Raw genomic sequence first — 21744 nt, forward strand, 5'->3', positions numbered from 1 at the left:
AAAACAACTCTCTTCCTTAAGTGGCAGAGAGTTGTTTTTGCTATTATTGATTGGAAGCTTCGATCACACCGCATGAAATACGAGAGCCGGAATCCCCGGTTTGTAAGGTTTCTTCGTCCGGACCGGGTTGATCACTGTTTTTAGAAGTGTAGCGGTCCGGGATATTGGCAAAATTATCAGGGCCGGAATGAACGATGACGGCAAGATCTTCATTCGCCAACTGATGAGGCTGGATTTGATCAAGTGCTGACACTAAATAAGCGGAACCGTCTTCCATTCCGTATAACGAAGGCATGTCCCCGGCATGAGAACCGTGGGTGGTGTTCTCCGGATTAAAATGCCCCCCTGCTGTTGTGAACGGCCCATCTTCTGCGTTAGGTTCACAGAGGCCTGTTTCATGAATATGAAAACCATGAAACCCGCCTGGGACCCCTTGTTCAAAAAACGCTTCCATGATAACAGACTTATCTTTTTCATAAAACTGGACATTACCGATAATGGAGCCGTCTGTGTTCTGCATGCTTGCTTCGGCAATGCCATTTTTCGATATCTCCGATGCATTGGACAGTACCTCACGGGCATCTTCTTCCGGCAGGCCTTCTTCATTGGTTTCATTCGGATTGTTACAGCCGAATAACAGTCCTATGACAGCTAGAAACGTTATCGCTGCGGAATATTTTTTCATAATTCTATTCCCTCCTTTCCTGACCATTTTTACCAGGATACGCGTATTTTATAATCCTCTTCTGATTTTCTTGAAAAAACAGGGTGAAGAAAGGCGGGTGTTGCGTTATACTGTAGTCAGAACGTTATCCTGGACATAATAGGTGATATTCCGTGGTAAATGTATTAAAAGTGATTACGAGTATTTGGTTCATTATTTTAATGTTCCAGATCTTATCTGCGTTCGGAACCACGATCGCCGAAATACCGGAAGCTTTATTTTTGTTTGTGATGGTGTTGTTTGCCGCTGTGGTTGTCCGTGAATTTAAAAAAGGAATTGTACGGGAATTGGAACAAGATTCCTCCGGCCACTAAATGCAGTGCTCCTGATCTAACAGTAGTACTGTTTTTTATTGTAATTCAGAAAGTTTAGAAGTATAGCGTTTTCGAGATCGTCAGCTCCCGGCCGCTCGGAGGCCCACGGGTCAGTTCGACATTGTTCCAGGAAGTGACTTCGGGCAGCAGACTGCCCAGCGCAGTAGAAAAATCGCCGCCTGCAAGCCCCCACGTCCTGTAGGGAACCGGTGGCGCCAGCACGTCTTGCGCGCCTTTGAACCTATCGAGGCTTCCCAGGGCTTGCGCATTTCTGATAAAAAAGAAAGGAAGATCAAGGTGCCAGAAGAACACCATTTAAATAAAGAATTGCGATTTGCTGTAGTGGAAAATATTACACCAGTGGGAAAAGGGACGCGGGTATGTATCGATACGGCGGATATTCTTACCCCGACAGAAGGAGTGCTCGCGGGAAACACCGGACATGGTTATCTGCTGATCCTGTCAGAAAACCGCTCCTCCGCGGCTTACCCCCCGCGGACATTCCGGATTAATGCAGGCGGACTGCATCAATATTTGTTTCAACAGGATCATACCCGTTATTTGGAAGAAATAAGAGGAGGAGAAACGCTTACTATATATAACGGAACGGAGCCGAAAGAAGTGCCGGTCGGCCGGGTGAAAATGGAAAAACGGGAGTTAGTGCGGGTGGAGACGAACTGGCACGGAGAGAGGATTTCCGCCACTGTTCAACACGCAGACAGCGTCACTTTTTTAAAGGAGGACGCCACTGCTGTTTCTATCACGGAATTGGAAGCTGGAGACCGTATCTGTTGTTATCCGGACCAGCCTGGACGTCATCTTGGTGAGAAAATAACGGAAGATATTACGGAATGGTAAAGGGAGCCGGCTTTAAAGCACAGCCCCCTGCTATCAGTAAATCTTCTGCTGTTCCGGCTCTTTTATGAGGGGATATACGTAGAGACGGCCTGTTTAATATCTTCGATGGAAGCATGATTTTCCGGAGTGTTATCAAGATGCTTCCATTTCAGTTGTTTGTTTTCGTCGAAAAGCCAGCTGCCCCCTTGCATATAAATGTCTGATTTCTTCATAGACGTTGTGACAACTTTTTTCTTTTCGGCGTTTTTGGGGAGAAAATCTTTTACACGTCCGGCAGCCACACCTAATACCGCTTTAGCAAGCAGTTTCAAACGATTCATCCTTTGATGCCCGAACCCTTGAAACGCTTCTTTGCCGGGATCTGCATATAAAGGGAACGGATACGGGCCATACGCTTGTTCAAAAGAAGATAATAAAGAAACAGCGGCTGGGAATACGGGGACAATTTTCACGCCTTTCTCTACCTGCAGGAAGTCGGCATGCTCACGCAACTGCGCAAGGAATTCTCTGCAGAATGGTCAGCCGGGATGCCTGAGAAAGACGACAAGGGCCGGAGTTCCGCCTATAATATTCTCAAGATGGCAATCGGAACCTTCTGTTGTTTTTAAGATATAGTCTGTTTTCACAACCTGTACCTCCTAAAAAACTCCTGCTTCCATTATAAAGTTTTTAAAAATCAAAGCCAATCGATTGAAAACAACCCTGATGATGTTGTATTGTTTTGTTTCGGGCATCATCTTCATAACAAGTGAATACCTTAGATCAGCTTTCTAAATGGAAGCTGTGAAGTATCAGCATACCGCTATCTATTCATATCGGATGCACAGGAACAGCGCTTAGAAGGAGTGGAGACGTATCAGCAGTATAAGCGTTGTGTTCATGTCACACTGAAAGAGAGAAAGGAACCTGATATGTTTGATTCAATTTTATCCCATCTTATGCTGATTGGTGTGTTAGGTATAGGATCGCAGTGGTTTGCATGGCGTTTCCGCATGCCGGCGATCGTAGTCATGTCGGTAGCCGGCCTCCTTATCGGACCAATTTTTGGAATCATGACACCGAGTGAAGATTTTGGAGCGTTATTTAATCCAATTATATCGGTGGCCGTAGCTATCATTTTATTTGAAGGAAGCTTGAATTTGGATTACCGGGAGATAAAGGGGCTGGGAAAGTCTGTCTACCGGATTATTACGCTTGGAGCATTTCTGGCGTGGATTCTGGGATCATTAACGGCATTTTTCGTGGCCGGTTTATCCGCAGCGGTGTCATTTATTATTGGCGGTCTGTTTATCGTAACAGGTCCGACGGTAATTCTGCCGCTTCTTCGTCAGGCAAAGCTAAAGGCGAGGCCTGCTGCGATTTTAAAATGGGAAGGCGTTGTCGTGGATCCTCTGGGAGCGCTGCTGGCGGTATTTGCTTTTGAAATTATACAATTTTTAACAATTGACACCGTAACGGCAGAAGCTATGCTGTTGTTCTTTTTAGCTTCTCTGTTTGCGATAGCGGTCGGCTGGGCTTGCGGCCGCGGTATTGGCTGGATGTTTGAAACCGGATTTGTACCGGAATTTTTAAAATCCCCAATTGTTTTCACCGTGGTTATTGCCTGTTTTGCTGCTGCAGATGAGGTGATGCATGAAACCGGTCTATTGGCAGTGACAGCGATGGGGATGACACTGGCAAATATGCATATCGCTTCTCTAAGCGATATGAGGCATTTTAAGGAAAATATATCAGTATTGTTAATTTCCGGCATATTTATTATGATTACGGCGTCACTGGACAGGGCTACCCTGTTGCAGGTCTTTGATCCGAGAATTATGGCATATGTCATTTTAATGCTGCTGATCGTACGTCCTTTGTCCATCTGGCTGTCTACGATTAATACAGAGCTCTCCTTTAAAGAAAAAGCCCTTGTCGGCTGGATCGCCCCCCGGGGAATTGTGGCTCTGACCGTAGCGGGTTATTTTGCCAACGTTTTAGAAGAAGCAGGTTATCCCGGAGCGTCAATTGTAACTCCGTTAACGTTTGCGCTTGTGTTTTCTACAGTTTGTGCTCACGGATTTACGATTGGACCGCTTGCCAGAAAACTCGGACTCTCTCTTGAAGGAAAACCGGGTGTTATCATTGTAGGGGGGAGTTCGTTCACGACCTCGCTTGCACGGACGTTAAAGGAAATGAATATTCCCGTGCTTATTACAGATACTTCCTTTGAACAGCTGTTTAACGCCCGTAAAGCAGGAATTCCTTATTATAGAGGCGAAATTTTATCTGAACAGACAGAGTATTATCTGGATATGACTCCCTACGAGAAGTTAATCGCTGCAACAGACAGAGATTCCTACAATTCGCTGGTCTGTACAACGTTTGTACCTGAAATCGGCCGCAACGATCTATTTCAACTGAGCTGGCATGATCCGGATAGGGAGCACCCGGATGATTTGGTTGTCCGTATCGGCGGAAGAATTCTGTTTGAAAAAGGAGCGACGTATGCAGAATTAAACCGCAGAATAGACGAGGGGTATCATTTTGTCCAGACCAAGCTGACCAAACAGTACAACTATAAAAAATATCTGGAGGAAATGGAAGAGGACGCCCTTCCGATTGTCAGCTTTAAGCCCACAGGAAAGTTTGACTTTTTTACCAGTGAGGCCCCTCTAAAGCCGGAAGCCGGCGATACCATCATCAGCTTGGCCCCGCCGGTAAGAATGGAAAATAAAATAAAATCGTCGCTGGAAAATCGGAAAGATGAAGACGAAAACCTCCCCGTTCAATAAAAAAGTTCTTTCACAGCGCCACCCGAATCAAGCAAACGGAGCCAGGGAAAACCTTCCCCGCTCCGTTTTTCTTATTGACAAAGCGGAGAGAATTCAATACACTACAATTAAGTTTTATTGAGAATGATTATCATTATTGTTGGAGGTGCTTTCTTGTGGATTCGTTAATGATCGTAGGGGCGGACAAACTTGGATCAATTCCGAAACGACTGCAAGAATTAGGATTTCAGGATATATCTCATGTAAGCGGACGAAAAGTTAAGATAGTTCATAAGAAAATTCCAGATAAAGTGGATCTTGTTTTAGTACTTACTGATTTTATCAATCACAACATAACCGATAAATTAAAACAAAAGGCCAAAGAACGAAATATTCCAGTATGCTACGCAAAGAGATCCTGGTGCTCCATATATAAAGCTTTAACAAATTGTGAGCAGGTGTGTGAAAGTTGTCCCATGGTAAGGGAGGATACAGGAGCAACTACAGTCAGGGAGGAATCGTTTTGAACAATGAATCAGAATACATTCAGCAGCAGCCGTATCCCGGCACCCTGGAATTACAGTCCTTTTTAAACGACCTGTTACGACAGCTGTCTACAGGGAAGATTGACCAAGGTTCTGTCTTACTCAGAACGGTAAAAAAGAAATGGAAACAGATAAATGTTCATGAATTTAGCAGCGTTTATCTGTATGTGTCCACGATGATTACGATTATGGATGAAGCACTAAAGCTCCTGCCTGCTTTTCCTTTACAGGGACGTATTTATACCCGCTATGTAGAAAATATTTTTATGGCAGGAACAGAAACCAATATGGGCCAGACAGCTCAGGCATGGATATTTTTTTCCGGTTCCAATGAAAGAAAGCAGCACATAATGTTTAAAGCGATTGAGTATTTGGAAACCATTCATCCCAACAATTCCTGGACACTAACCGCAGCAGACATTACAACTGGCGAGAGGTTTTGCAGAACAAAATACGAATAACGAAAGAGACACTGTCTGTTACGGGCAGTGTCCTTTTTAGAATCTACCAGTGGACCGATGCACAAGCCTGCTTTCCACCAAAAAAACGGCAGGTCGTCTTTTATCGCTGATAAGCTTCGTGTTTCTGAAATGCTGTCTGTGTATAGGTTTACAAACACAAGAGATAAGGTTACATTGAGAACAGTCTACATTTTAGAGAAGGATGGACCATCATGTATGAAAAGGGCTTACTGCTCGTAAATGGGAATGCAGGCCAGGCATTTATTCAAAAAAATATAGAAGCAGCAGCAGGAATATTAGCCAATCACATCGAACAACTTGTTATAAAACAAACCCAGTACAAAGGTCATACGGAAAAACTCACAAAGGAATGGGGGGACGCCTATCATATCATAATGATCATGGGAGGGGATGGAACGGTTCATGAATGTATTAACGGGGCAGCTGCGCTGAAGAACCCTCCACCGCTCTGTATTTTTCCGGGGGGAACCTGCAATGATTTTTCCCGGGCCCTCTCTATTCCGCAGAACATAAAACGGGCAGCAGATGCCTTAATGAATGGGAAAACAAGATACATTGATATCGGCCGCATGAATGAACGCTATTTTTCGAATTTCTATGGTATTGGGTTAATAGCTGACACCTCAAAGAATATCAATGGAGAATGGAAAAACATGCTCGGAAAAGTCAGTTATTTTATCAGTGCTCTTCAGACCCTGGCGGACACGGAATCATTTACTTTTGAGCTGAGTATAGATGGGAAGAAATTGACAGATGAAGCCGTGATGGTTCTTATCGTGAATGGCAATTTTATTGGGGCCAGCCAGCTTCCTTTTCAGGATATTTCCCTCGACGATGGACAATTTAATATTTTTATTGTCAGTGAAGGGGGAGCTTCTCTCCTGCGGGAGTATTTAACAGCGAAAAACCCGTTGGTCTGGGATCCCGCTCAAACAGATGTGAAGCATTACCAGGGAAAAACGATCGAGCTTCATACTGCTGAACCAATGAAAGCCGATACGGACGGAGAGATATATATGGAAACTCCGGTAACGATTGAAAATCTTCCGGCCCGGCTTCCGTTTTTAGTACCGGATATACGTGTGTAATAAATCAGGAGGCTGATGGCCATGTAAAGGGAAATGGAGAAGACGGGGAAGACGAGGCAGGTGCTACACATTTAAAAACAACCTCCAGAAAAGGGCAACTCTGTTGAAAAGCAGCGACGCAAAATCACAGGCCTAACGTCTGGCAGAAGCAGACAACGGCGGCTGGATTGCCTGGGGCACCAAAAGGCGACAGGAGGTTGAACCAATTGCTAGTACCAGCAAAATTGGATCAAGAGTGGGTGGTCCTTATCAAAGAGGCAAAAGCGGCAGGACTAACGATCGAAGAAGTCAAAACGTTTATTAAACAACAGCACATTGAATCATAGAGAAAAAAGCCATCTTTTTTAAGTGGCTTTTTTTCCTTTATAAAAAGGTATATAATAAAGAAAGTGTTTTCTAAAAAATCTAACACTCTTTTTGATGAAAATTCCAATTATTTCAAACTTTTTTATTGTTCAATATAACAAACTTATATTCGTTATATGTTATAATGGAGTCACATTGTCATTGAAAAAAGGAGTTCACGCGATGATTGGCGACCGAGTAAAAAAATACCGCAAGGAAAACAATATTTCATTAACGGAACTAGCGGAAAAAGCAGGGGTGGCTAAATCCTATTTAAGCGCCATCGAAAGGAATATCCAAACAAACCCATCTGTCCAGTTTCTGGAGAAAGTATCCGCTGTATTAAATATATCTGTTGATGCCTTACTGAAGGATGAAAAAGAGATAGAAGAAAAAGACCTGGACGATGAATGGCTTTCCATCGTACAAGAGGCGATGGACTCCGGTGTCACAAAAGAACAATTTAAAGAGTTTCTGGAGTTCAATAAATGGCGCTCAAAAAATCAATAAACGTTGGAAAACACTTTATCTTTCCCGCGGCGGACTATAAAGTGTTTTTTGTTACGCGAAGGAAGTATGCTGAACTTCAGTTCTCATCGTCGCTGCGCTGGTCTGATAAAAAAACCAGGACTTCTTCTGGAGATAATCCAATCTGTTTTGCTTCCCCCATCAGTTTAATCCAGTCTTCATCCAAATATAAATGCTTATTTTCATTACTGTTCACTTTCCATTCCCCCGTTTTTCCTTTTCTGTTTTGCCCAATTTTTATATCTGATATATTCTTGAAAATCTTTAAACTGTTCTTTACTGACTCCCTCACGAATCGCTTCCTGTATTAATCCCACCCATTCTTCATCTAACGGCTGATCCTCCTCATAAAACCCCGTCATCGACTCTTCAATTAATTCTTCTACTGTAATATCCATCACAACAGCAATTTTCTTTAAAACTTCAATGGAAGGGTTCTGTTTTACATTTCTTTCAATATAACTTAAATAAGACTTTGAAATATCAACTTGTTTGGATAATTCAGAAAGGGAGAGTCCTTTTTTTCGGCGGTAGGATCTTATTTTTTGACCTATCATTTGTCCCTCTCCCTTTTTCCTCGTTTTGTTCATTATATAAAACAAAAAAGATTTTTAAAAAAATGAAAATAGGAGAAAAAAAGAGATAATGCGTTATAAAGAACAAAAATAGTGCGTTATATAGAAAATACCACTAATTTCAGCCCTTTTCAATGCTGTTTATTCATTATATATTTCAATTACATTCTATAAAACGAACAGAAAGTGGAGGGGATAAGGATGGTAAGGCGACAGGGAGGCAGGTATTATACACATATATTTGGACATTCGATTATCCTCGTTTATTTACGAAATAATATATGCGAATTGTATATTGACAGAAAATTTGTCGGGTTATGCCCTTTTGACTATGTGAAAAGCCGGATTACCAGACTGGAAAAGAAGGGAGCAAAAAGAAACATTGAATATAACGGTGCGAATTTATGGCAGGAAGCCAAAAAAGGTACCATCATTAACGTGAGCATATAACTCCCTCCTTATTTTCTTTTGTGGAAGGCGGTCTGGCTGATGAAAATACCAATCAGAATGAAAGCCGCACCACCCAGCATAAACGTTGTCAGTGTTTCCTGGAGTAAAAGATAACCAAATATCACACCAAACACAGGGACAAGCAGGGTAGATATAGCGGCGGTAATCGTATGAATCACACGAAGCAGAAAATACCAAATAGAAAAGCAGACCGCTGAGGCTGCAATTCCAGTGAACAGAACAGAAAAAATACTTTCAGCTGTCCATGTCACCGGGTCTCCTCTTTCCATCAAAAAGGCCAAAACACCAAGACCGATTGTCCCAATAAGCATTTGATAAGCCGTCACTTCGAAAGAGTCTGTCCCCGCCAGCTTCAATCGAAAGTAGATATTCGCTGCAGCCCAGGCCAATGAGCCAAGAAGTATAAAAGCAATACCGGTTAGATGATCCAGAGATGGGTGCTGGTAAACATCGGCTCCGACAATTAGGGAAAGGCCGCACAGCCCAAATAGCAGTCCGATCACATTTTGTTTTGTTAGTGTCTCGTTTAAAAAGATGGCTGCGAGAATACTGGACCATATTGGCATCGTATATAAGATAATAGAAGTTTTTCCAGCTTCTACAAACAGCATCGCATAGGTAATAAGACCAAAGACGGCAAACGTCTGTAAGAATCCAAGAAGGCAGACCTGTTTCCATGGAACACTGGATAAGGGGGTCTTTTTTTTACGAAACAACCAAAGGCCCGTGAGAAGAACAGCCCCTCCTGTAAGAAAACGCAGAAAAGAAAATGTGAAAGGTCCCATGTACTGCAATCCTATTTTCATTAAAGGCCAGGAATACCCCCAGCTTACTGTAAGAAACAAAATAAGGGAGAGAATAATGGTATTTTTTTTATTCCACTGGTTAGATCTCAACTACAATCAACCTTCCAAAATGAATTACTGATATTGACAGAAGTTAGTTGTTTTTTAGAGAATAGACGTAGTAATTTATCATGAAGGAGAGTCACCTGTGTTTCAGCGTATGCTAGTCATCTCATTAATACTGCTTGCTGTATTCTTTATCGGTTATTACCTTTGGGATACATCCCCTGCCTACACCACAGGATTCACCATGCCGGAAGGGGCTGTCGAGGAAGACAGCCCCTTCTCCTTGGTAAAGTTTTACTTTTGAATTAATGGCAGGGTGCTTCAACAACCCCTGGCTGAAAGAAATACTGGTCTGAAGCGAAGACAGGGGAGATGCCAGTCAACTTCGACGGAAAATTCGGATGAGAGTTGGGCGGTGCCCAGCTTTCTTTTTTAGGAGCTGCTGTGAAGCGCTTGATTTAGTTCTTTGATTTCATCTTCAATAATCTCCAGTTCCCTGATGGCACCAGAGGCATTGCCCCCCACTGCTTCCAGTTTATCCAGATCTCCCTGAATACGGATATAATCCATTTTAAGATGCTGAATTCTCTCTTCAATTTCCTTTCGATTCATGTTCTTCTCCTCCGTTTACCTATTCATCTTTTCCTTTCTATATCACAATATCTGCAAGATACCACAATGGGTTAAAGAGCTCAAATGATAAGATTTTTCAATGAAGTATTGAAATGTCAGGAGGAACCATTTATAATTTTTAATGAAAATGATTATCAATATTATGAATGCTTTCACCTTGCTTATCGAAAAGCGAAAGGGGTATTAGATATGTCTAAGCTGTCTGCCGAACATATAGCCGTCGCTTACAACGATCATACCATTATTGAAGATATGAACATAGAGGTGCCGGACGGATTAATCACATCAATAATAGGTCCGAACGGTTGCGGAAAATCAACTCTTTTGAAATCAATGTCCCGTATTATGAAACCTGCACGGGGTGCTGTTTATCTAAACGGACGCAATATTCACGAGATGAAGACAAAAGATGTAGCAAAGGAAATGGCTATTCTTGCTCAATCGCCTGATATCCCGCAGACACTTACTGTATCACAGCTTGTTTCTTTTGGGCGCTATCCGCACCGGCGCGGAACAGGCAGAATGTCCGCAGTAGATAAAGAAGCAATAGAAAAGGCCATCGTGGATACAGGGATGGCAGGTTACAAAGACCGCTCCCTGGATGCACTCTCCGGAGGGCAGCGGCAGAGGGCCTGGATCGCGATGGCTCTGGCACAGGACACCGACGTGATGCTTTTGGATGAGCCGACAACCTACCTCGACATGGCCCATCAACTGGAAGTCCTGGAATTACTTCAGTCATTAAATACTCAGGAAGAACGTACTATTGTAATGGTCCTGCACGATCTGAATCATGCAGCACGTTTTTCGGAACATCTGATTGCGATGAGAGACGGGGCAGTCCAGCATATCGGCAGTCCTTCGGAAGTCGTCAGCAAACCGGTACTGCGCAAAGTCTTTGGAATAGATGCTCACGTTGTGGCGGATCCCCGGACAGGAAAACCGCTTTGCATGACGTATGATCTCGTAGACAGACAACTGGAATCTGTGCCGGAAACGAACATGAATCCAGCACTTGCGAGGGTTTAATCTATGGATGCGGTGCTGTCAAACCATTTAGACTCCAAAGTATTTGAATTGTTTGCGGTTAGAACCAATCCTCCTGCTGTCTATGAAACAGCGTTTCGTCCGTCTTCCTGGTTAACGGTCCAGGGATTGTCTGCCTTTATGAATAAATACGGCAGAGATATCTATGCGCCGGAAGATGATATGACGGCAACCTTCTGGGCCAATCGGTACAGCCGTTTTTTTGCATTTATTCATTGGGCGTTAGCAAAGGGATATGACATCGATATATCACTTGAACCTATGATGGTATATCATACCAAACGTACCGATCACCATGAACCCGCCTTTGAATTTGAGTGCAGCTGCTGGAAAATAGAAGAGCCGCTTGATAATTATACCCGTCAGGCTAAACTGCTGGCGTTTTACCAGGATCATGTCGTTCCTTTATTTCGGGCAGTAGCAGCATATGCTGGTATACGCCCGCGGGAATTATGGGGGCAGGTTTATCATGCTGTTCCATATTTTATGGACTTGTCGAAAGTAACAGAAGATGCCGGAATGCAGAAACGAATGAGGGAAGACTGGCATTATCTTACCACGGAAACCAGTCCGGAAGATTTTAGGGAAAAAAAGCATCCATTGCAGTATAAGTGTATGGCCGTGCCTAACCCGGCAGATGATAAACCAATGTACACCAAGCCAACCTGCTGCTTGGCGTATAAAGCATTCAGTCGTTACTGTTATCGTTGTCCCCGTATGAAAGCCGAAGATAGAGCAAACTGTTATCAGAAATATAAGGAAGAACAGAAATAAGAATGGATCAAGGGTTTTTACCATGATTCATTCTTATTTTTTTAGAATTCCGTCTGTCAGGCAATGGAAGAAAAACACCTTGGAAAAAGGCTGGTGCTAAAGGGTGCTTCGCATCCTTGATAATACCTCTAAACAACTGCTATTTTCAGTGATGTTTGAATAGTGTGAAAAAAGGGTATAGATCAAAATACCTCATTCCAGGGAAATACTACTCGAACGTAAAGGAGGGAAGGGCATGGTGGCAGAGTTGGTTGCAATCGCCGGGTTATCCTTTGGTTTAATTTTTACAAGTGTTGTGATGGCATTAGCTATGCTGAAACAAGCTTCCACCAAAGACAGATAAGAAGAAGGCGGGTTTAAATCTGAAAAGATCTGGACCCCGAGTGGGAAGAGAAGAAAGTTTAGAGGTTTGGCTTTTTCGAGCTCCAGTGCCCTGCCGCTCGGAGGCCCGCAGAAGGGCTTCCGGGATGCAGATCATTTCGGTGCTGCCTTAGGATGAGGCGGTTTTAACCGAACCTCCTTTTACCTATACCAATGACGTTGTCACAGGACGTGACGCATGTAGTCGTACATCCATAGGAACTTCTGTTAAGTTCGCGAACGCCCTGTTCCGGGCGCGGAACCTATCGCGGCTTCCCAGGGCGCTTGCATTTTTTTTATTGAAGGGGGTGCAGAGATGAAAATAAAACATATAGCACCACATATCTATAAAATAGAAGCCTGGGTGGGGTTAAAAATTAGTACCTGGCTGGTGAAAACGGAATTCGGCTCTATTTTAATCGACAGTGGGATGGGGTTTATGACAGGTGCAACTATAAAACTGGCAAAAGCATACGGTCCTCTGCAGATGATCCTGCTAACCCATGGTCATATAGATCACACAGGAGGACTGGCTTCCCTTTTAAAAAAAGAGAGGGTGCCGGTGTATGCTCATGAATTAGAAATTCCATATATGGAAGGGGATCTGGCATACCCTGGACGCAGAAAGCCCCAACGTTTAGTAGACAAAGGGGTGGTCAAGCCTCTTCCTAAAGACAGGGAAGGACAGCTACATAGCATGATGGGGCTGATCCCTTACTATACACCAGGTCATTCCCCGGGCCATACGGTCTATTATCATCCGGAGGATCAACTATTACTATGCGGTGATTTATTCACTTCAAAAAACGGAAGGCTGAAACCGCCAATCAAAGCGTTTACGGCAGATATGGCCGAGGCGGTCGAAAGCGGTAAAATTGTAGAAGAACTAAGCCCCGCGGCGGCGTCTGTCTGTCATGGCGGGGAAGTGCCTGACCCGGGACGGCAATATAAAAAATACAAAGCAACGTTTGGCTCTCTCAGGGCAGCAGTAAACGGAAGTAAAGAACGATAAATAAATAAAACAGAAGCAGTAAGATGGAAAAGATCATAATCGCCCACATATAGGGGAGTTTCACATATTTAGATTGTTTTTTTATGGTGATCACAGAAATAGTAAAAGATAAAAATAATGCGCCCAGCAGAAAAAATACGAACCATTCTGCCACTTGCTCCCAGGGAAGGAAATAAACAACCGGCATCAGTGCTAACCCAAGACAAATCACAGCAAAAGCATAAAGAGAGGATCGAAATAGGTATTGATCCGTTTTCGATTCTTTCAGTTGTCTTTTTCTTTCCATGCGGCTGAGCGCATCCATTGGATCTGCAAGACGGTTTCCACTTTTGAACCATTTTTGCCACAACGTTTTTGGATGGAAATCTCGAAAATGAAAAGGCATCACAGGTCGCTCCTAATATGGTCGATAACGTTTTCTGTCAGTGTAACATAGAACTACCGCCAACCGTAGCATACCATTCTATGAAAAACCGCGAGAAACAATCCAATTTTTGGAACTTAGGCAGTTGAGAAAGGAGAGCGAAGCTGTCCCCTAAGGTTTTTTCAACTGTATGTTTTCCGTGGGCCGCGGCTGGTTGCTCACCTCCCCAGAGAGCAAGACCTCTCCGGTCTCACCCGCTGTTTTCAGGAAGGCTGTTGACAGCGATTTAAAATTTACTCAAACGCATATAGGCCTGAATAAAAGATTTCCAGTTGCGCTGACGACCCCAGAAGCTGGTAATCAATTCTTTCAATAAATGATATTTTCCGGCATTTGGATACCAGATGATTTCCTGTTCATCTGTTCCTCTATCAGCCATTACGGCGGTTTCGATAGAAAAGTTTCGAAGTCCTTCCTTTCCATGATATTTTCCAATTCCGCTGTTTTTCACCCCGCCAAAAGGCAATTGGAAATTGGCAGCACTGGTCATGACATCATTAATGTTCATATTACCTGTCCTGATTTGACTGGTAATCCGTTCTGCCTTTCCAATATCAGTTGTAAATACACTTCCTCCAAGGCCGTAAGAGGTTGCATTTGCCAGCTGGACAGCTTCTTCCTCAGTATCAAAGGAAAGAATCGGCATGACCGGCCCAAACGTTTCTTCCTTCATTACACTCATATCAGAATGGACATTGGTCAGCAGCACAGGCTCAATAAACATATTGGCCGTGTCCCAGTCTCCCGGCGCTTTTCCAGCTTCCAGAACAGCTCCCTGGTCAAGGGCTTCCTGCACTTGGTTTTTTACATGGTTATATTGGGCTGTTGTCGTCACGGCACCAATATCCGCATCTTCTGACTGCCCCTGCTGTAGTTTCGCCGTCTCACGTTTTACTTCCGTCAAAAACTGATGATATATGCCGGATTGAACGTATACTCTTTCAATCGAGAGACAGACCTGGCCGCTATGATGAAAAGCTCCCCATACAGCTGCTTTAGCTGCCCGTGAAAGGCGGGCATCGTTAAAAATAATCATGGCGTCTTTGCCGCCAAGTTCGAGTGTGGTGGGGATTAAATCATTGGCTGCCTGCTGTTGTATCTTTTTTCCTGTCGATACAGAACCGGTGAAATGAATATAATCCGGTTTTCCAGCAGTCAGGGCTTCGCCGAGTTCTTTTCCTCCCATTACGACCTGAACGACATGTTCAGGAAATAGAGCCATGAGGCGGCGGAGCAGTTCCCCTACCATAGGAGTAACTTCAGAAGGCTTTAAAATAACGGTGTTTCCTGCAGCTAATGCTTCTGCCAATGGAGCAGCAGCGAGTTGAAATGGAAAGTTCCACGGTGAAAGAAGAAGTACGGTTCCCCGCGGTTTTCTGTTGATGTAAGAGGATTTCCCCATGAATTGAATAGGGGTTTTTACTTTTTCGTTGATTAGTATCGAGGGGGCTTCTTTTTCGACATGCCTTATCGCATCAGCGGCCGCCATTACTTCTGTGGTGAGGGCGTCGGTTTTCGTTTTTCCAGTAGACATGGAAATAATATCGGCAATTTCCTCCTGCAGTTCTACAATAATATGGCGGAGACGCTTTAAATAAGAAAGCCTTCTTTCCAAAGAATACCCTGCCCATGTCTGCCAGGCCTTGTGACTATTTTGATAAAGAGCATCTACATCCCCTGGAGGTGTTTCTTCAAACGCACCAATCGGAGAAGCGTCCGCTGGTGTGACGGCTTTTAACGTCATGTAAGTATAACTCCTTTCCACTGAATATTCTTCATTTCTATAGAAATACGTTCCTTTTATGACAGAATGTTAAACGTAGATTCACCTGCCGGAAAGCCCTTCCCCCTTGTGTGTGAACAGAAAGAAGCATAAACTTGTCTTATAAGGGAGTGAACAAAGAATGGATAACAACAAACAATTTGTAGATGTCAGATCTCCTTCAGAATTTGAAGAATACGCTCTCCCTGGGGCAGTGAACATTCCTTTATTTTCAGATGAGGAAAGGGCCCATGTTGGTACTACGTATACACAGCTTGGAAAAGAAGCGGCAGTAAAAGAAGGATTAGATATCGTCGGCCCCAAATTAAATGAGTATTATGAAAAAATGAAAGAGGTCGAAAAGCAGGCACAGGGAAAAGAGATTGTTGTCTATTGTTGGAGAGGCGGAATGAGAAGCCGGTCTTTTGTCTCCACAATGCAGATGCTTGGCATTTCCTGTGCGCAGTTGGAAGATGGCATCCGTTCGTATCGTAAAAAGGTTATGCGGGCCCTGGAAGAGGAGCAACAGCAGAAGAGAGAATATGTTGTCCTTACAGGCGGTACAGGAACAGCTAAAACCGAAATTTTACAACGACTTCAACAGGAGAATTATCCTGTGGTTGACTTAGAAGGATTGGCCAATCACCGTGGTTCCGCATTTGGCCATATCGGGTTGAAAAGAAAAAGCCAAAAACAGTTTGAACTGGATTTATGGAGAAGACTTCAGGAATTGCAGGGGAGCCCATATGTCATCATAGAAGGAGAGAGCAGGAGAATCGGCAATGTGAACCTTCCTGATTTTATTATGGACGGAAAAGCCAGGGGAATACGATTAAACGTCCAGCTGCCTGTAGAAAAACGGATTTCTGTTATTATGGAAACGTATGAGCCAACAGTGTACCATAATGAAATCAGGGATGCTGTAGACCGTATTGCGAACAAACTGCCTGCTGAGATCAAAGAGGACGTTTACAGCTGTCTGCACGAGTATAATTACGAAGAAGTTATTAGGTATCTGCTTCAATATTATTATGATCCCCGCTATGAAAAAGCGTTTGAACAGTACGACAGGGAAGCTGTTAAAATAGATTCCGCCTCCACGGAGGAGAACTATGTAAAAGTTAAACAGTATGTCATAAACCATTTGGAAGAGACAGGATTGCCGGTAATGTAATCATAGAAAAGGAGCTGTATCCTTTGATACAGCTCCCATTGTTTAACACTTATTCAAGGATTGTCACTTCCAGATTGCGGCGGCCGAAGCTGTGTGCTTCGCTTTTGTTTGGCATATGGACGTCAATTTTATTTCCATGAATGGAGCCGCCGGTGTCAGCTGCGGTATAAGTTCCATATCCTTCGATATGAACTTTGGAGCCCAATGGAATCACATTAGGATCAACGGCAATGACTTTTGCGTCTGGATTCGCATTCAGATCCACGCCAGTGGAAGTAACTCCGGAACAACCGCTGCAATCCGCTGTGTAGGCAGTAGCATTAACCTGCAGGGTGCGGCCTTCCGCTTCAGAACTGCTGTTGGATTCAGCCGCCACTTCTTCTTGATGATCTTCGGACTTTTGAGTTGTCTGCTGTGTATCTTCCTGGGTTTGCGTTTCGCTGCTGTTATTTCTAAGCTCAGAAGTCAGTGCTCCAAATGTCTGCGGGCCTGCAAGACCGTCTACAAGAATGTTCTGGGACTGCTGAAACTCGACTACGGCATCATGGGTATTGGATTCAAAGTTTCCGTCTATATCATTTTCATAGAATCCAAGATTACTGAGGTTTTCCTGCAGGTATTCCACTGCTTCCCCTTCATCTCCTTCGGAGAGAATTTCAAGGGAACCTATGGTGATTGGTCCTGCAATTCCATCCTCATCCAACTCGTGTTTATCCTGGTATTCTTTGATAGCTGCCGTCGTCTCTTCGTCAAAAGTTCCGTTTACATCTTCCTCATCAAGGAAGCCTCTTTCCTGCAGCAGTTCCTGCAGATCTTCCACCTGACTGTTTTCCTGTCCTTCTCTTAAGTCTGTATCGGCTGTTTCTTGGGCATCTGCTCCGGAAGGGGAGGCGAAAATCACAATGCCTGCCGCTAGAGCGGTCGCCCCTAAGGTTTTCCATGTATGGTGTGACGGTTTTATATTCAAAATATATAAACCTCCTTTTACCAAAAATTTAAGTTGTCGCTTTGACGATTCACATCGTATCAAGCTTAACGATGGGAAATCAATGGAAAATGGGCCTTTTAAACAAAATGAAATATGAATGTAAACAGGGAAATCTTTCTATAATCTGCTTGTACGTTTTTAATATACCTGCAACATAGAAAACGTCTGAAACCATTGTCGTTGAGGGGAAAAACAGGGGGTAGAACCATGTCGTATTCCATCCAGCGCCGACGATATTTGTTGTATAGTCTTGTATTAGGGTTATATCTCATCCATGTTTTCCTGCACTGGGAGGTTCTGCTTTACATAACAGGGATTCTGGCTATTCCGGCTTTACTGCTTGCTTTTAGGACCGCCACCCGGCTGTTTCAAATTTTAGGTGCTGTTTTTATAGGGGCCGGTATTATTTTGTTTTTATACAGTGGTCTTTCTATACGAGAAGTGCCTTTATTTCTTACGGCTAATATGGAGCTGTTATCGTTTTTAGCTGTGCTTCCATGGATGAACAGTGTTGTCAGGGCGGGCAGATTTGACCGCCGCATCAATCAGCTGCTTCGGGCCAATGTTTCTGATTTGGGGAAACTGTATACCCGGGGGATGATAACCACTTATATACTCGTATCTTTTATTAATTTATCAGCTCTTCCATTATCACAACATGTCCTTCTGGAAAATATAGCAAAGGTAAAAAAAACCGTACAGGAATCATTTATCAGCCGGACGACACTTCGGGCTTTTACACTGGCTCTCGCCTGGAGTCCGATGGAAATAATGGTGGCCATCACGATTGATTCTACCGGAATTGGGTATCTTACCTATCTGCCATGGTTGTTATTATGTTCACTCCTCATGCTTGTTCTTGATGCGTGGAAGGGGAGAAAAGGATTTCAATCGTATCCTTATGAACCGGCAGGGGGAGGGCTGAACCGCCGCCTGCCTGCCCGTTCTCTTGTTCTTCAGATTATCCAGCTTTTTACGGCTTTAGCTGTTTTTTTAGGTATTGTCGTCGTGATCGGGAACAGGAGCGGCCTGAATTTTATTCTTACGGTAACGTTTGTTATAGTGCCCTTTTCGTGTGTATGGGCTGCTGTGATCGGCAGGTGGAGGTCGTTTCGAGTGGTAGGCTGGGAGATGTGGAAAAGAAGAACGAATGGTATGCAGAACTTTGTCGTTTTATTTTTGTCATTAGGATTTTTTTCCAGCAGTTTAAATGAGACACCATTTTTAGAAATGATACGATACCCATTTGTGGCTGCGTCGGATTATCCGCTCATTATTTTACTTTTAATTCAGTATACTTATCTTGGGTTATCCATGGCAGGGGTTCATCCGATTGCTACGGTGGGGGTTCTTATAGAAGTGCTGCCGCCCTTGTATCATGTAATGAATCCGATGAGTATAGGGATGGTGCTGATTACGGGAGCTCTTGCCACAGGAGCAGTTGGGACATATGGCATTACGGTTACAATGACGGCCCAGAATACACGGCAGAACCCTTATAAAATCACGGGGCGGAATATGCCCTTTGCGATTCTCTATGGAAGCGTCGGCACACTAATCGGTTATTTATTATTATAAGAAAGGTGCAAGCGTCCTGAATATGGAAGTTTGGCTGAGGACACCACATCCTGTGAACCTCCTAGCGCCTGGGCGCTGGAGCTGGATCTTGCAAACGCCAAAATTTATACAGTCCTATATGCTAAAAAAGAAGAATAGCCCGGTGCTGGGCTATTCTTCTTTAAATCCGTGTACGATAAACTGTTTCAGGTCATAGAAGACGCCAATGTCAATTAAAATAACAATCAGCACTAAGAGAACCGGTCCGAATAGGAGGCCGACAGCCCCGAATAATTGAAGGCCGGCAAATAAGGAGACAAGAACGGCAATGGGGTTGAGGTTCATGCTTGAGGATAAAACTTTTGGTTCGATCGTTTGGCGCACTACCATTGTAATACCGTACAATATCGCCAAACTGATGCTCAGGCCGATATTCCCTGTCAAAAGCAGGTATAAGGACCAGGGAAGCAGAATGGTTCCGGTCCCAAGATAAGGAAGAAATTCAGCGATACCAACAATAATGGCCAGCGTAATTTTTCCATCCACCCGCAGCAGGGACAACCCGATAAAAACGATAATCCCAGTAATCATCATAAGAATAAGCTGGGCCCGGATATATCCAAATACCCGCCCCCACATGGCGTAGTAAAAGGCGCGGAATTTTTTATTGACTTGATCGGGGATATATTGCCGGCACCATTGGCTCATTTTTTCCCAATCTTTCCCTATAAAATAAATCGCGAGCAATATAAATAAGAAAGCAACAAGAAAGGTAGGAACCTGAAGAACAATCTGGGTAAGACCGTCTGCAATGCGCTGGGCAAATTGGCCGATGGCTGTGCCTATTTGGCTCCCTATTTCGGAAATACCGTCATTGAAGGAAAACCCTTCCCCTTCACTGAGGTTATCAGCTACCCCGCTTATTTCCCGCCAAATGGGGAGGAGGGTTTGATTTATAAACTGCTGAATATGCGTGAAAGCTTGTTCCATCCAGCTTGGTGCATAGTCTGCAAAACGTTGAATTCCATCAATCACTAAAAATGTTAATCCGGTAATGATGCCGCCGATAATGGATAATCCAATGATCAGGGCGGATAATGCCGCAATTCCTCTCGGAAATTTTGCCTTATGGTGAAGGAAGGCAGACAAGGGTTTCAGCATCCAGGCAAAGAGTGCAGCCAGCCAAAACGGATAGGTTAGCTTAAAGACAGTGATTACGATCCAAACGAGAGCTGTAATGGCAGCGACCACGATAAGTAATCTGGCAATCATCCAGGCTGTTTCTTTTTTCACACGTACCCTCCTTGCCGTTCTTCTGTATTCTCTCTCCATTTTACCTTTAAGTAACGCTGTATTGCCAGTATTTATAAATAAAGGATTTGTTTCTGCGGCAAAAATGGGTTTAATAACGACGGAAGTGGAAATAGAGGAGAGTAGAAGCTATATCATTCATTATTGGCAGAAAGAGGGTTGAACATGCAGGTGAAGGATAAGGTTTGGCTGATTACAGGAGCGGCTTCCGGAATGGGCGGAGCCTGCGCTAAAATGATTACTGAAAACGGCGGGAAGGTAATTATTGCTGATATTAATGTAAAAAAAGGGAGAAAGTTTGCCGAGCAGCTGGGAGATAATGCCATATTTATTAAAACAGATGTGACTTCTGAAGAGGACGCTGCGCACACCGTAGCAGACGCCATGGCTCATTTTGGGAAACTGGACGGCTTGATTAACTGCGCAGCCCTTGGCGTCGCAGAGAAAATTTTAAATAAAAAAAGTACTCACTCGTTGGAACATTTCTCAAGAGTGGTCCAGATCAATTTAATAGGCACCTTTAATATGCTGAAGCAAGCTGCAGATCAACTTCGCAGCAATGAGCCAAATACCGATGGGGAATGCGGCGTTATTATAAATACGGCTTCCATTGCCGGTTTTGAAGGGCAGGTGGGACAGGCTGCTTACAGTGCCTCAAAAGCTGGGATTTCCGGTTTGACCCTCCCGGCTGCAAGAGAGCTTTCCCGATACGGAATCAGGGTGGTAACCATTGCTCCCGGGTTGTTTGAAACCCCATTATATGAATCGCTTCCTGAAAGTGCAAAAGCGGAACTCGGGGAAATGACACCCTTTCCCCAGCGTCTCGGCCATCCCTCTGAATATGCAGCACTGGCACGGCAGATTATTGAAAATCCGATGCTGAATGGAGAAACGATACGCCTCGACGGGGCCCTGAGACTGCCCCCTAATCTATAATAAAGATATTATACACGGGAGGGAAACACCTTCTGCCGTGCAGACCTTGCAGCAGAAACCTCTAAAAAAGGACGGGGGGCTTGGGTGTTTTCCCCTGTTCGTAACCAGAAGAGAAGATGCTGCAGGGCTTGGATGCTCCGGTTAGTTTGGAGGATCAAACAACAGTTGTGGAGGACACGAACTAGTGGAGAGAACGAAGCTCTTAGTGTCCTCCAACTTAACTTATGCCCCA

26 protein-coding genes and 1 riboswitch are annotated in these 21744 nt (G+C 43.9%); of the genes, 16 read left to right on the plus strand and 10 right to left on the minus strand.

Annotated elements, in window-relative coordinates; genetic code table 11:
- Window positions 1–43 precede the first annotated feature (43 nt).
- The gene (locus tag G475_RS0123245; RefSeq protein ID WP_051302848.1) at window positions 44–685 is read right to left on the minus strand and encodes a superoxide dismutase family protein; all 642 of its coding nucleotides are present in this window, start codon (window positions 683–685) and stop codon (window positions 44–46) included.
- A gap of 152 nt (window positions 686–837) precedes the next feature.
- Here G475_RS0123245 and G475_RS0123250 point away from each other — a divergent pair, with 152 nt between their 5' ends.
- Both G475_RS0123250 and G475_RS0123255 read left to right on the plus strand, forming a co-directional pair.
- On the plus strand, window positions 838–1038 hold the full coding sequence (locus tag G475_RS0123250) for a hypothetical protein (RefSeq protein ID WP_026703302.1): 201 nt from the start codon (window positions 838–840) through the stop codon (window positions 1036–1038).
- Between the two features lie 297 nt (window positions 1039–1335).
- A complete protein-coding gene (locus G475_RS0123255; protein ID WP_084414254.1) occupies window positions 1336–1896 on the plus strand; it encodes a 3-dehydroquinate synthase II in 561 nt (186 codons plus the stop codon).
- Window positions 1897–1958: 62 nt separating this feature from the next.
- Here G475_RS0123255 and G475_RS0123260 read toward each other — a convergent pair whose 3' ends face one another.
- Window positions 1959–2387 carry an AhpC/TSA family protein gene (locus G475_RS0123260; RefSeq protein WP_026703304.1) on the minus strand — a complete coding sequence of 143 codons (429 nt, stop codon included), beginning with the start codon at window positions 2385–2387 and terminating at the stop codon, window positions 1959–1961.
- 420 nt (window positions 2388–2807) lie between these two features.
- Here G475_RS0123260 and G475_RS0123270 point away from each other — a divergent pair, with 420 nt between their 5' ends.
- The 6 genes from G475_RS0123270 (at window position 2808) to G475_RS0123295 (ending at window position 7619) form a co-directional block, all read left to right on the plus strand.
- Window positions 2808–4670: a cation:proton antiporter gene (locus G475_RS0123270; protein WP_026703305.1), complete on the plus strand. Its 1863-nt coding sequence runs from the start codon at window positions 2808–2810 to the stop codon at window positions 4668–4670.
- A gap of 155 nt (window positions 4671–4825) precedes the next feature.
- On the plus strand, window positions 4826–5176 hold the full coding sequence (locus G475_RS0123275) for a DUF2325 domain-containing protein (protein WP_026703306.1): 351 nt from the start codon (window positions 4826–4828) through the stop codon (window positions 5174–5176).
- Window positions 5173–5655, plus strand: a complete 483-nt coding sequence (locus G475_RS0123280; RefSeq protein ID WP_026703307.1) for a hypothetical protein — start codon at window positions 5173–5175, stop codon at window positions 5653–5655. Before G475_RS0123275 ends, G475_RS0123280 begins: the two co-directional genes overlap by 4 nt.
- A gap of 212 nt (window positions 5656–5867) precedes the next feature.
- Window positions 5868–6764: a diacylglycerol/lipid kinase family protein gene (locus G475_RS0123285; protein ID WP_035712575.1), complete on the plus strand. Its 897-nt coding sequence runs from the start codon at window positions 5868–5870 to the stop codon at window positions 6762–6764.
- An 83-nt stretch (window positions 6765–6847) separates the two neighbouring features.
- Window positions 6848–6939, plus strand: a riboswitch (cyclic di-GMP riboswitch).
- A gap of 31 nt (window positions 6940–6970) precedes the next feature.
- A complete protein-coding gene (locus tag G475_RS27000) occupies window positions 6971–7090 on the plus strand; it encodes an anti-repressor SinI family protein (RefSeq protein ID WP_233275838.1) in 120 nt (39 codons plus the stop codon).
- 202 nt (window positions 7091–7292) lie between these two features.
- Window positions 7293–7619 carry a helix-turn-helix domain-containing protein gene (locus tag G475_RS0123295; RefSeq protein ID WP_026703309.1) on the plus strand — a complete coding sequence of 109 codons (327 nt, stop codon included), beginning with the start codon at window positions 7293–7295 and terminating at the stop codon, window positions 7617–7619.
- Between the two features lie 76 nt (window positions 7620–7695).
- Here the strand turns inward: G475_RS0123295 and G475_RS27005 are convergent, their stop codons facing one another.
- Window positions 7696–7833 carry an anti-repressor SinI family protein gene (locus G475_RS27005; RefSeq protein ID WP_084414249.1) on the minus strand — a complete coding sequence of 46 codons (138 nt, stop codon included), beginning with the start codon at window positions 7831–7833 and terminating at the stop codon, window positions 7696–7698.
- Window positions 7823–8194 (minus strand): helix-turn-helix domain-containing protein, encoded by a 372-nt coding sequence (locus G475_RS0123305; RefSeq protein WP_026703310.1) that lies wholly within the window; start codon window positions 8192–8194, stop codon window positions 7823–7825. The genes G475_RS27005 and G475_RS0123305 overlap by 11 nt, the downstream gene beginning before the upstream one ends.
- Before the next feature lie 219 nt (window positions 8195–8413).
- Between G475_RS0123305 and G475_RS0123310 the strand changes: the two genes are divergently transcribed.
- Window positions 8414–8662: a hypothetical protein gene (locus G475_RS0123310; RefSeq protein WP_026703311.1), complete on the plus strand. Its 249-nt coding sequence runs from the start codon at window positions 8414–8416 to the stop codon at window positions 8660–8662.
- Between the two features lie 8 nt (window positions 8663–8670).
- On the opposite strand, the gene G475_RS26170 is transcribed toward G475_RS0123310, so the two are convergent.
- The gene (locus G475_RS26170) at window positions 8671–9579 is read right to left on the minus strand and encodes a DMT family transporter (protein WP_051302850.1); all 909 of its coding nucleotides are present in this window, start codon (window positions 9577–9579) and stop codon (window positions 8671–8673) included.
- A 97-nt stretch (window positions 9580–9676) separates the two neighbouring features.
- On the opposite strand from G475_RS26170, the gene G475_RS27485 reads away from it, so the two are divergent.
- Window positions 9677–9838 (plus strand): hypothetical protein, encoded by a 162-nt coding sequence (locus G475_RS27485; RefSeq protein ID WP_156911878.1) that lies wholly within the window; start codon window positions 9677–9679, stop codon window positions 9836–9838.
- Window positions 9839–9966: 128 nt separating this feature from the next.
- On the opposite strand, the gene G475_RS0123325 is transcribed toward G475_RS27485, so the two are convergent.
- Window positions 9967–10146 (minus strand): SE1832 family protein, encoded by a 180-nt coding sequence (locus tag G475_RS0123325; RefSeq protein ID WP_026703312.1) that lies wholly within the window; start codon window positions 10144–10146, stop codon window positions 9967–9969.
- A gap of 210 nt (window positions 10147–10356) precedes the next feature.
- Here G475_RS0123325 and G475_RS0123330 point away from each other — a divergent pair, with 210 nt between their 5' ends.
- From G475_RS0123330 to G475_RS0123345, 3 genes are all read left to right on the plus strand, one after another.
- A complete protein-coding gene (locus G475_RS0123330; protein WP_026703313.1) occupies window positions 10357–11196 on the plus strand; it encodes an ABC transporter ATP-binding protein in 840 nt (279 codons plus the stop codon).
- A gap of 3 nt (window positions 11197–11199) precedes the next feature.
- Entirely contained in the window at window positions 11200–11988 is a 789-nt protein-coding gene (locus G475_RS0123335) for a hypothetical protein (protein WP_026703314.1), read from the plus strand.
- Window positions 11989–12664: 676 nt separating this feature from the next.
- The gene (locus G475_RS0123345; RefSeq protein ID WP_026703315.1) at window positions 12665–13360 is read left to right on the plus strand and encodes an MBL fold metallo-hydrolase; all 696 of its coding nucleotides are present in this window, start codon (window positions 12665–12667) and stop codon (window positions 13358–13360) included.
- Here the strand turns inward: G475_RS0123345 and G475_RS0123350 are convergent.
- Together G475_RS0123350 and G475_RS0123355 are read right to left on the minus strand one after the other, a co-directional pair.
- Window positions 13326–13745, minus strand: coding sequence for a DUF2157 domain-containing protein (locus G475_RS0123350; RefSeq protein ID WP_026703316.1), 420 nt, complete (start codon window positions 13743–13745; stop codon window positions 13326–13328). The genes G475_RS0123345 and G475_RS0123350 overlap by 35 nt on opposite strands.
- Window positions 13746–14010: 265 nt before the next feature.
- Window positions 14011–15528, minus strand: a complete 1518-nt coding sequence (locus G475_RS0123355) for an aldehyde dehydrogenase family protein (RefSeq protein ID WP_026703317.1) — start codon at window positions 15526–15528, stop codon at window positions 14011–14013.
- A 160-nt stretch (window positions 15529–15688) separates the two neighbouring features.
- On the opposite strand from G475_RS0123355, the gene mnmH reads away from it, so the two are divergent.
- Window positions 15689–16720 carry a tRNA 2-selenouridine(34) synthase MnmH gene (mnmH, locus tag G475_RS26175; protein WP_051302851.1) on the plus strand — a complete coding sequence of 344 codons (1032 nt, stop codon included), beginning with the start codon at window positions 15689–15691 and terminating at the stop codon, window positions 16718–16720.
- 49 nt (window positions 16721–16769) lie between these two features.
- Here mnmH and G475_RS0123365 read toward each other — a convergent pair whose 3' ends face one another.
- A complete protein-coding gene (locus G475_RS0123365) occupies window positions 16770–17687 on the minus strand; it encodes a peptidoglycan-binding protein (protein ID WP_035712576.1) in 918 nt (305 codons plus the stop codon).
- 228 nt (window positions 17688–17915) lie between these two features.
- Between G475_RS0123365 and G475_RS0123370 the strand changes: the two genes are divergently transcribed.
- Complete coding sequence (locus tag G475_RS0123370; RefSeq protein WP_026703319.1) at window positions 17916–19286, plus strand: hypothetical protein; 1371 nt, start codon at window positions 17916–17918, stop codon at window positions 19284–19286.
- Between the two features lie 150 nt (window positions 19287–19436).
- Here G475_RS0123370 and ytvI read toward each other — a convergent pair whose 3' ends face one another.
- The gene (gene ytvI, locus G475_RS0123375; RefSeq protein WP_026703320.1) at window positions 19437–20558 is read right to left on the minus strand and encodes a sporulation integral membrane protein YtvI; all 1122 of its coding nucleotides are present in this window, start codon (window positions 20556–20558) and stop codon (window positions 19437–19439) included.
- A 183-nt stretch (window positions 20559–20741) separates the two neighbouring features.
- Between ytvI and G475_RS0123380 the strand changes: the two genes are divergently transcribed.
- Window positions 20742–21512: a 3-hydroxyacyl-CoA dehydrogenase gene (locus tag G475_RS0123380; RefSeq protein WP_026703321.1), complete on the plus strand. Its 771-nt coding sequence runs from the start codon at window positions 20742–20744 to the stop codon at window positions 21510–21512.
- Window positions 21513–21744 lie beyond the last annotated feature (232 nt).

The sequence above is a fragment of the Salibacterium aidingense DSM 18341 genome (genome assembly GCF_000429685.1).
GTDB classification, from domain to species: domain Bacteria; phylum Bacillota; class Bacilli; order Bacillales; family Marinococcaceae; genus Salibacterium; species Salibacterium aidingense.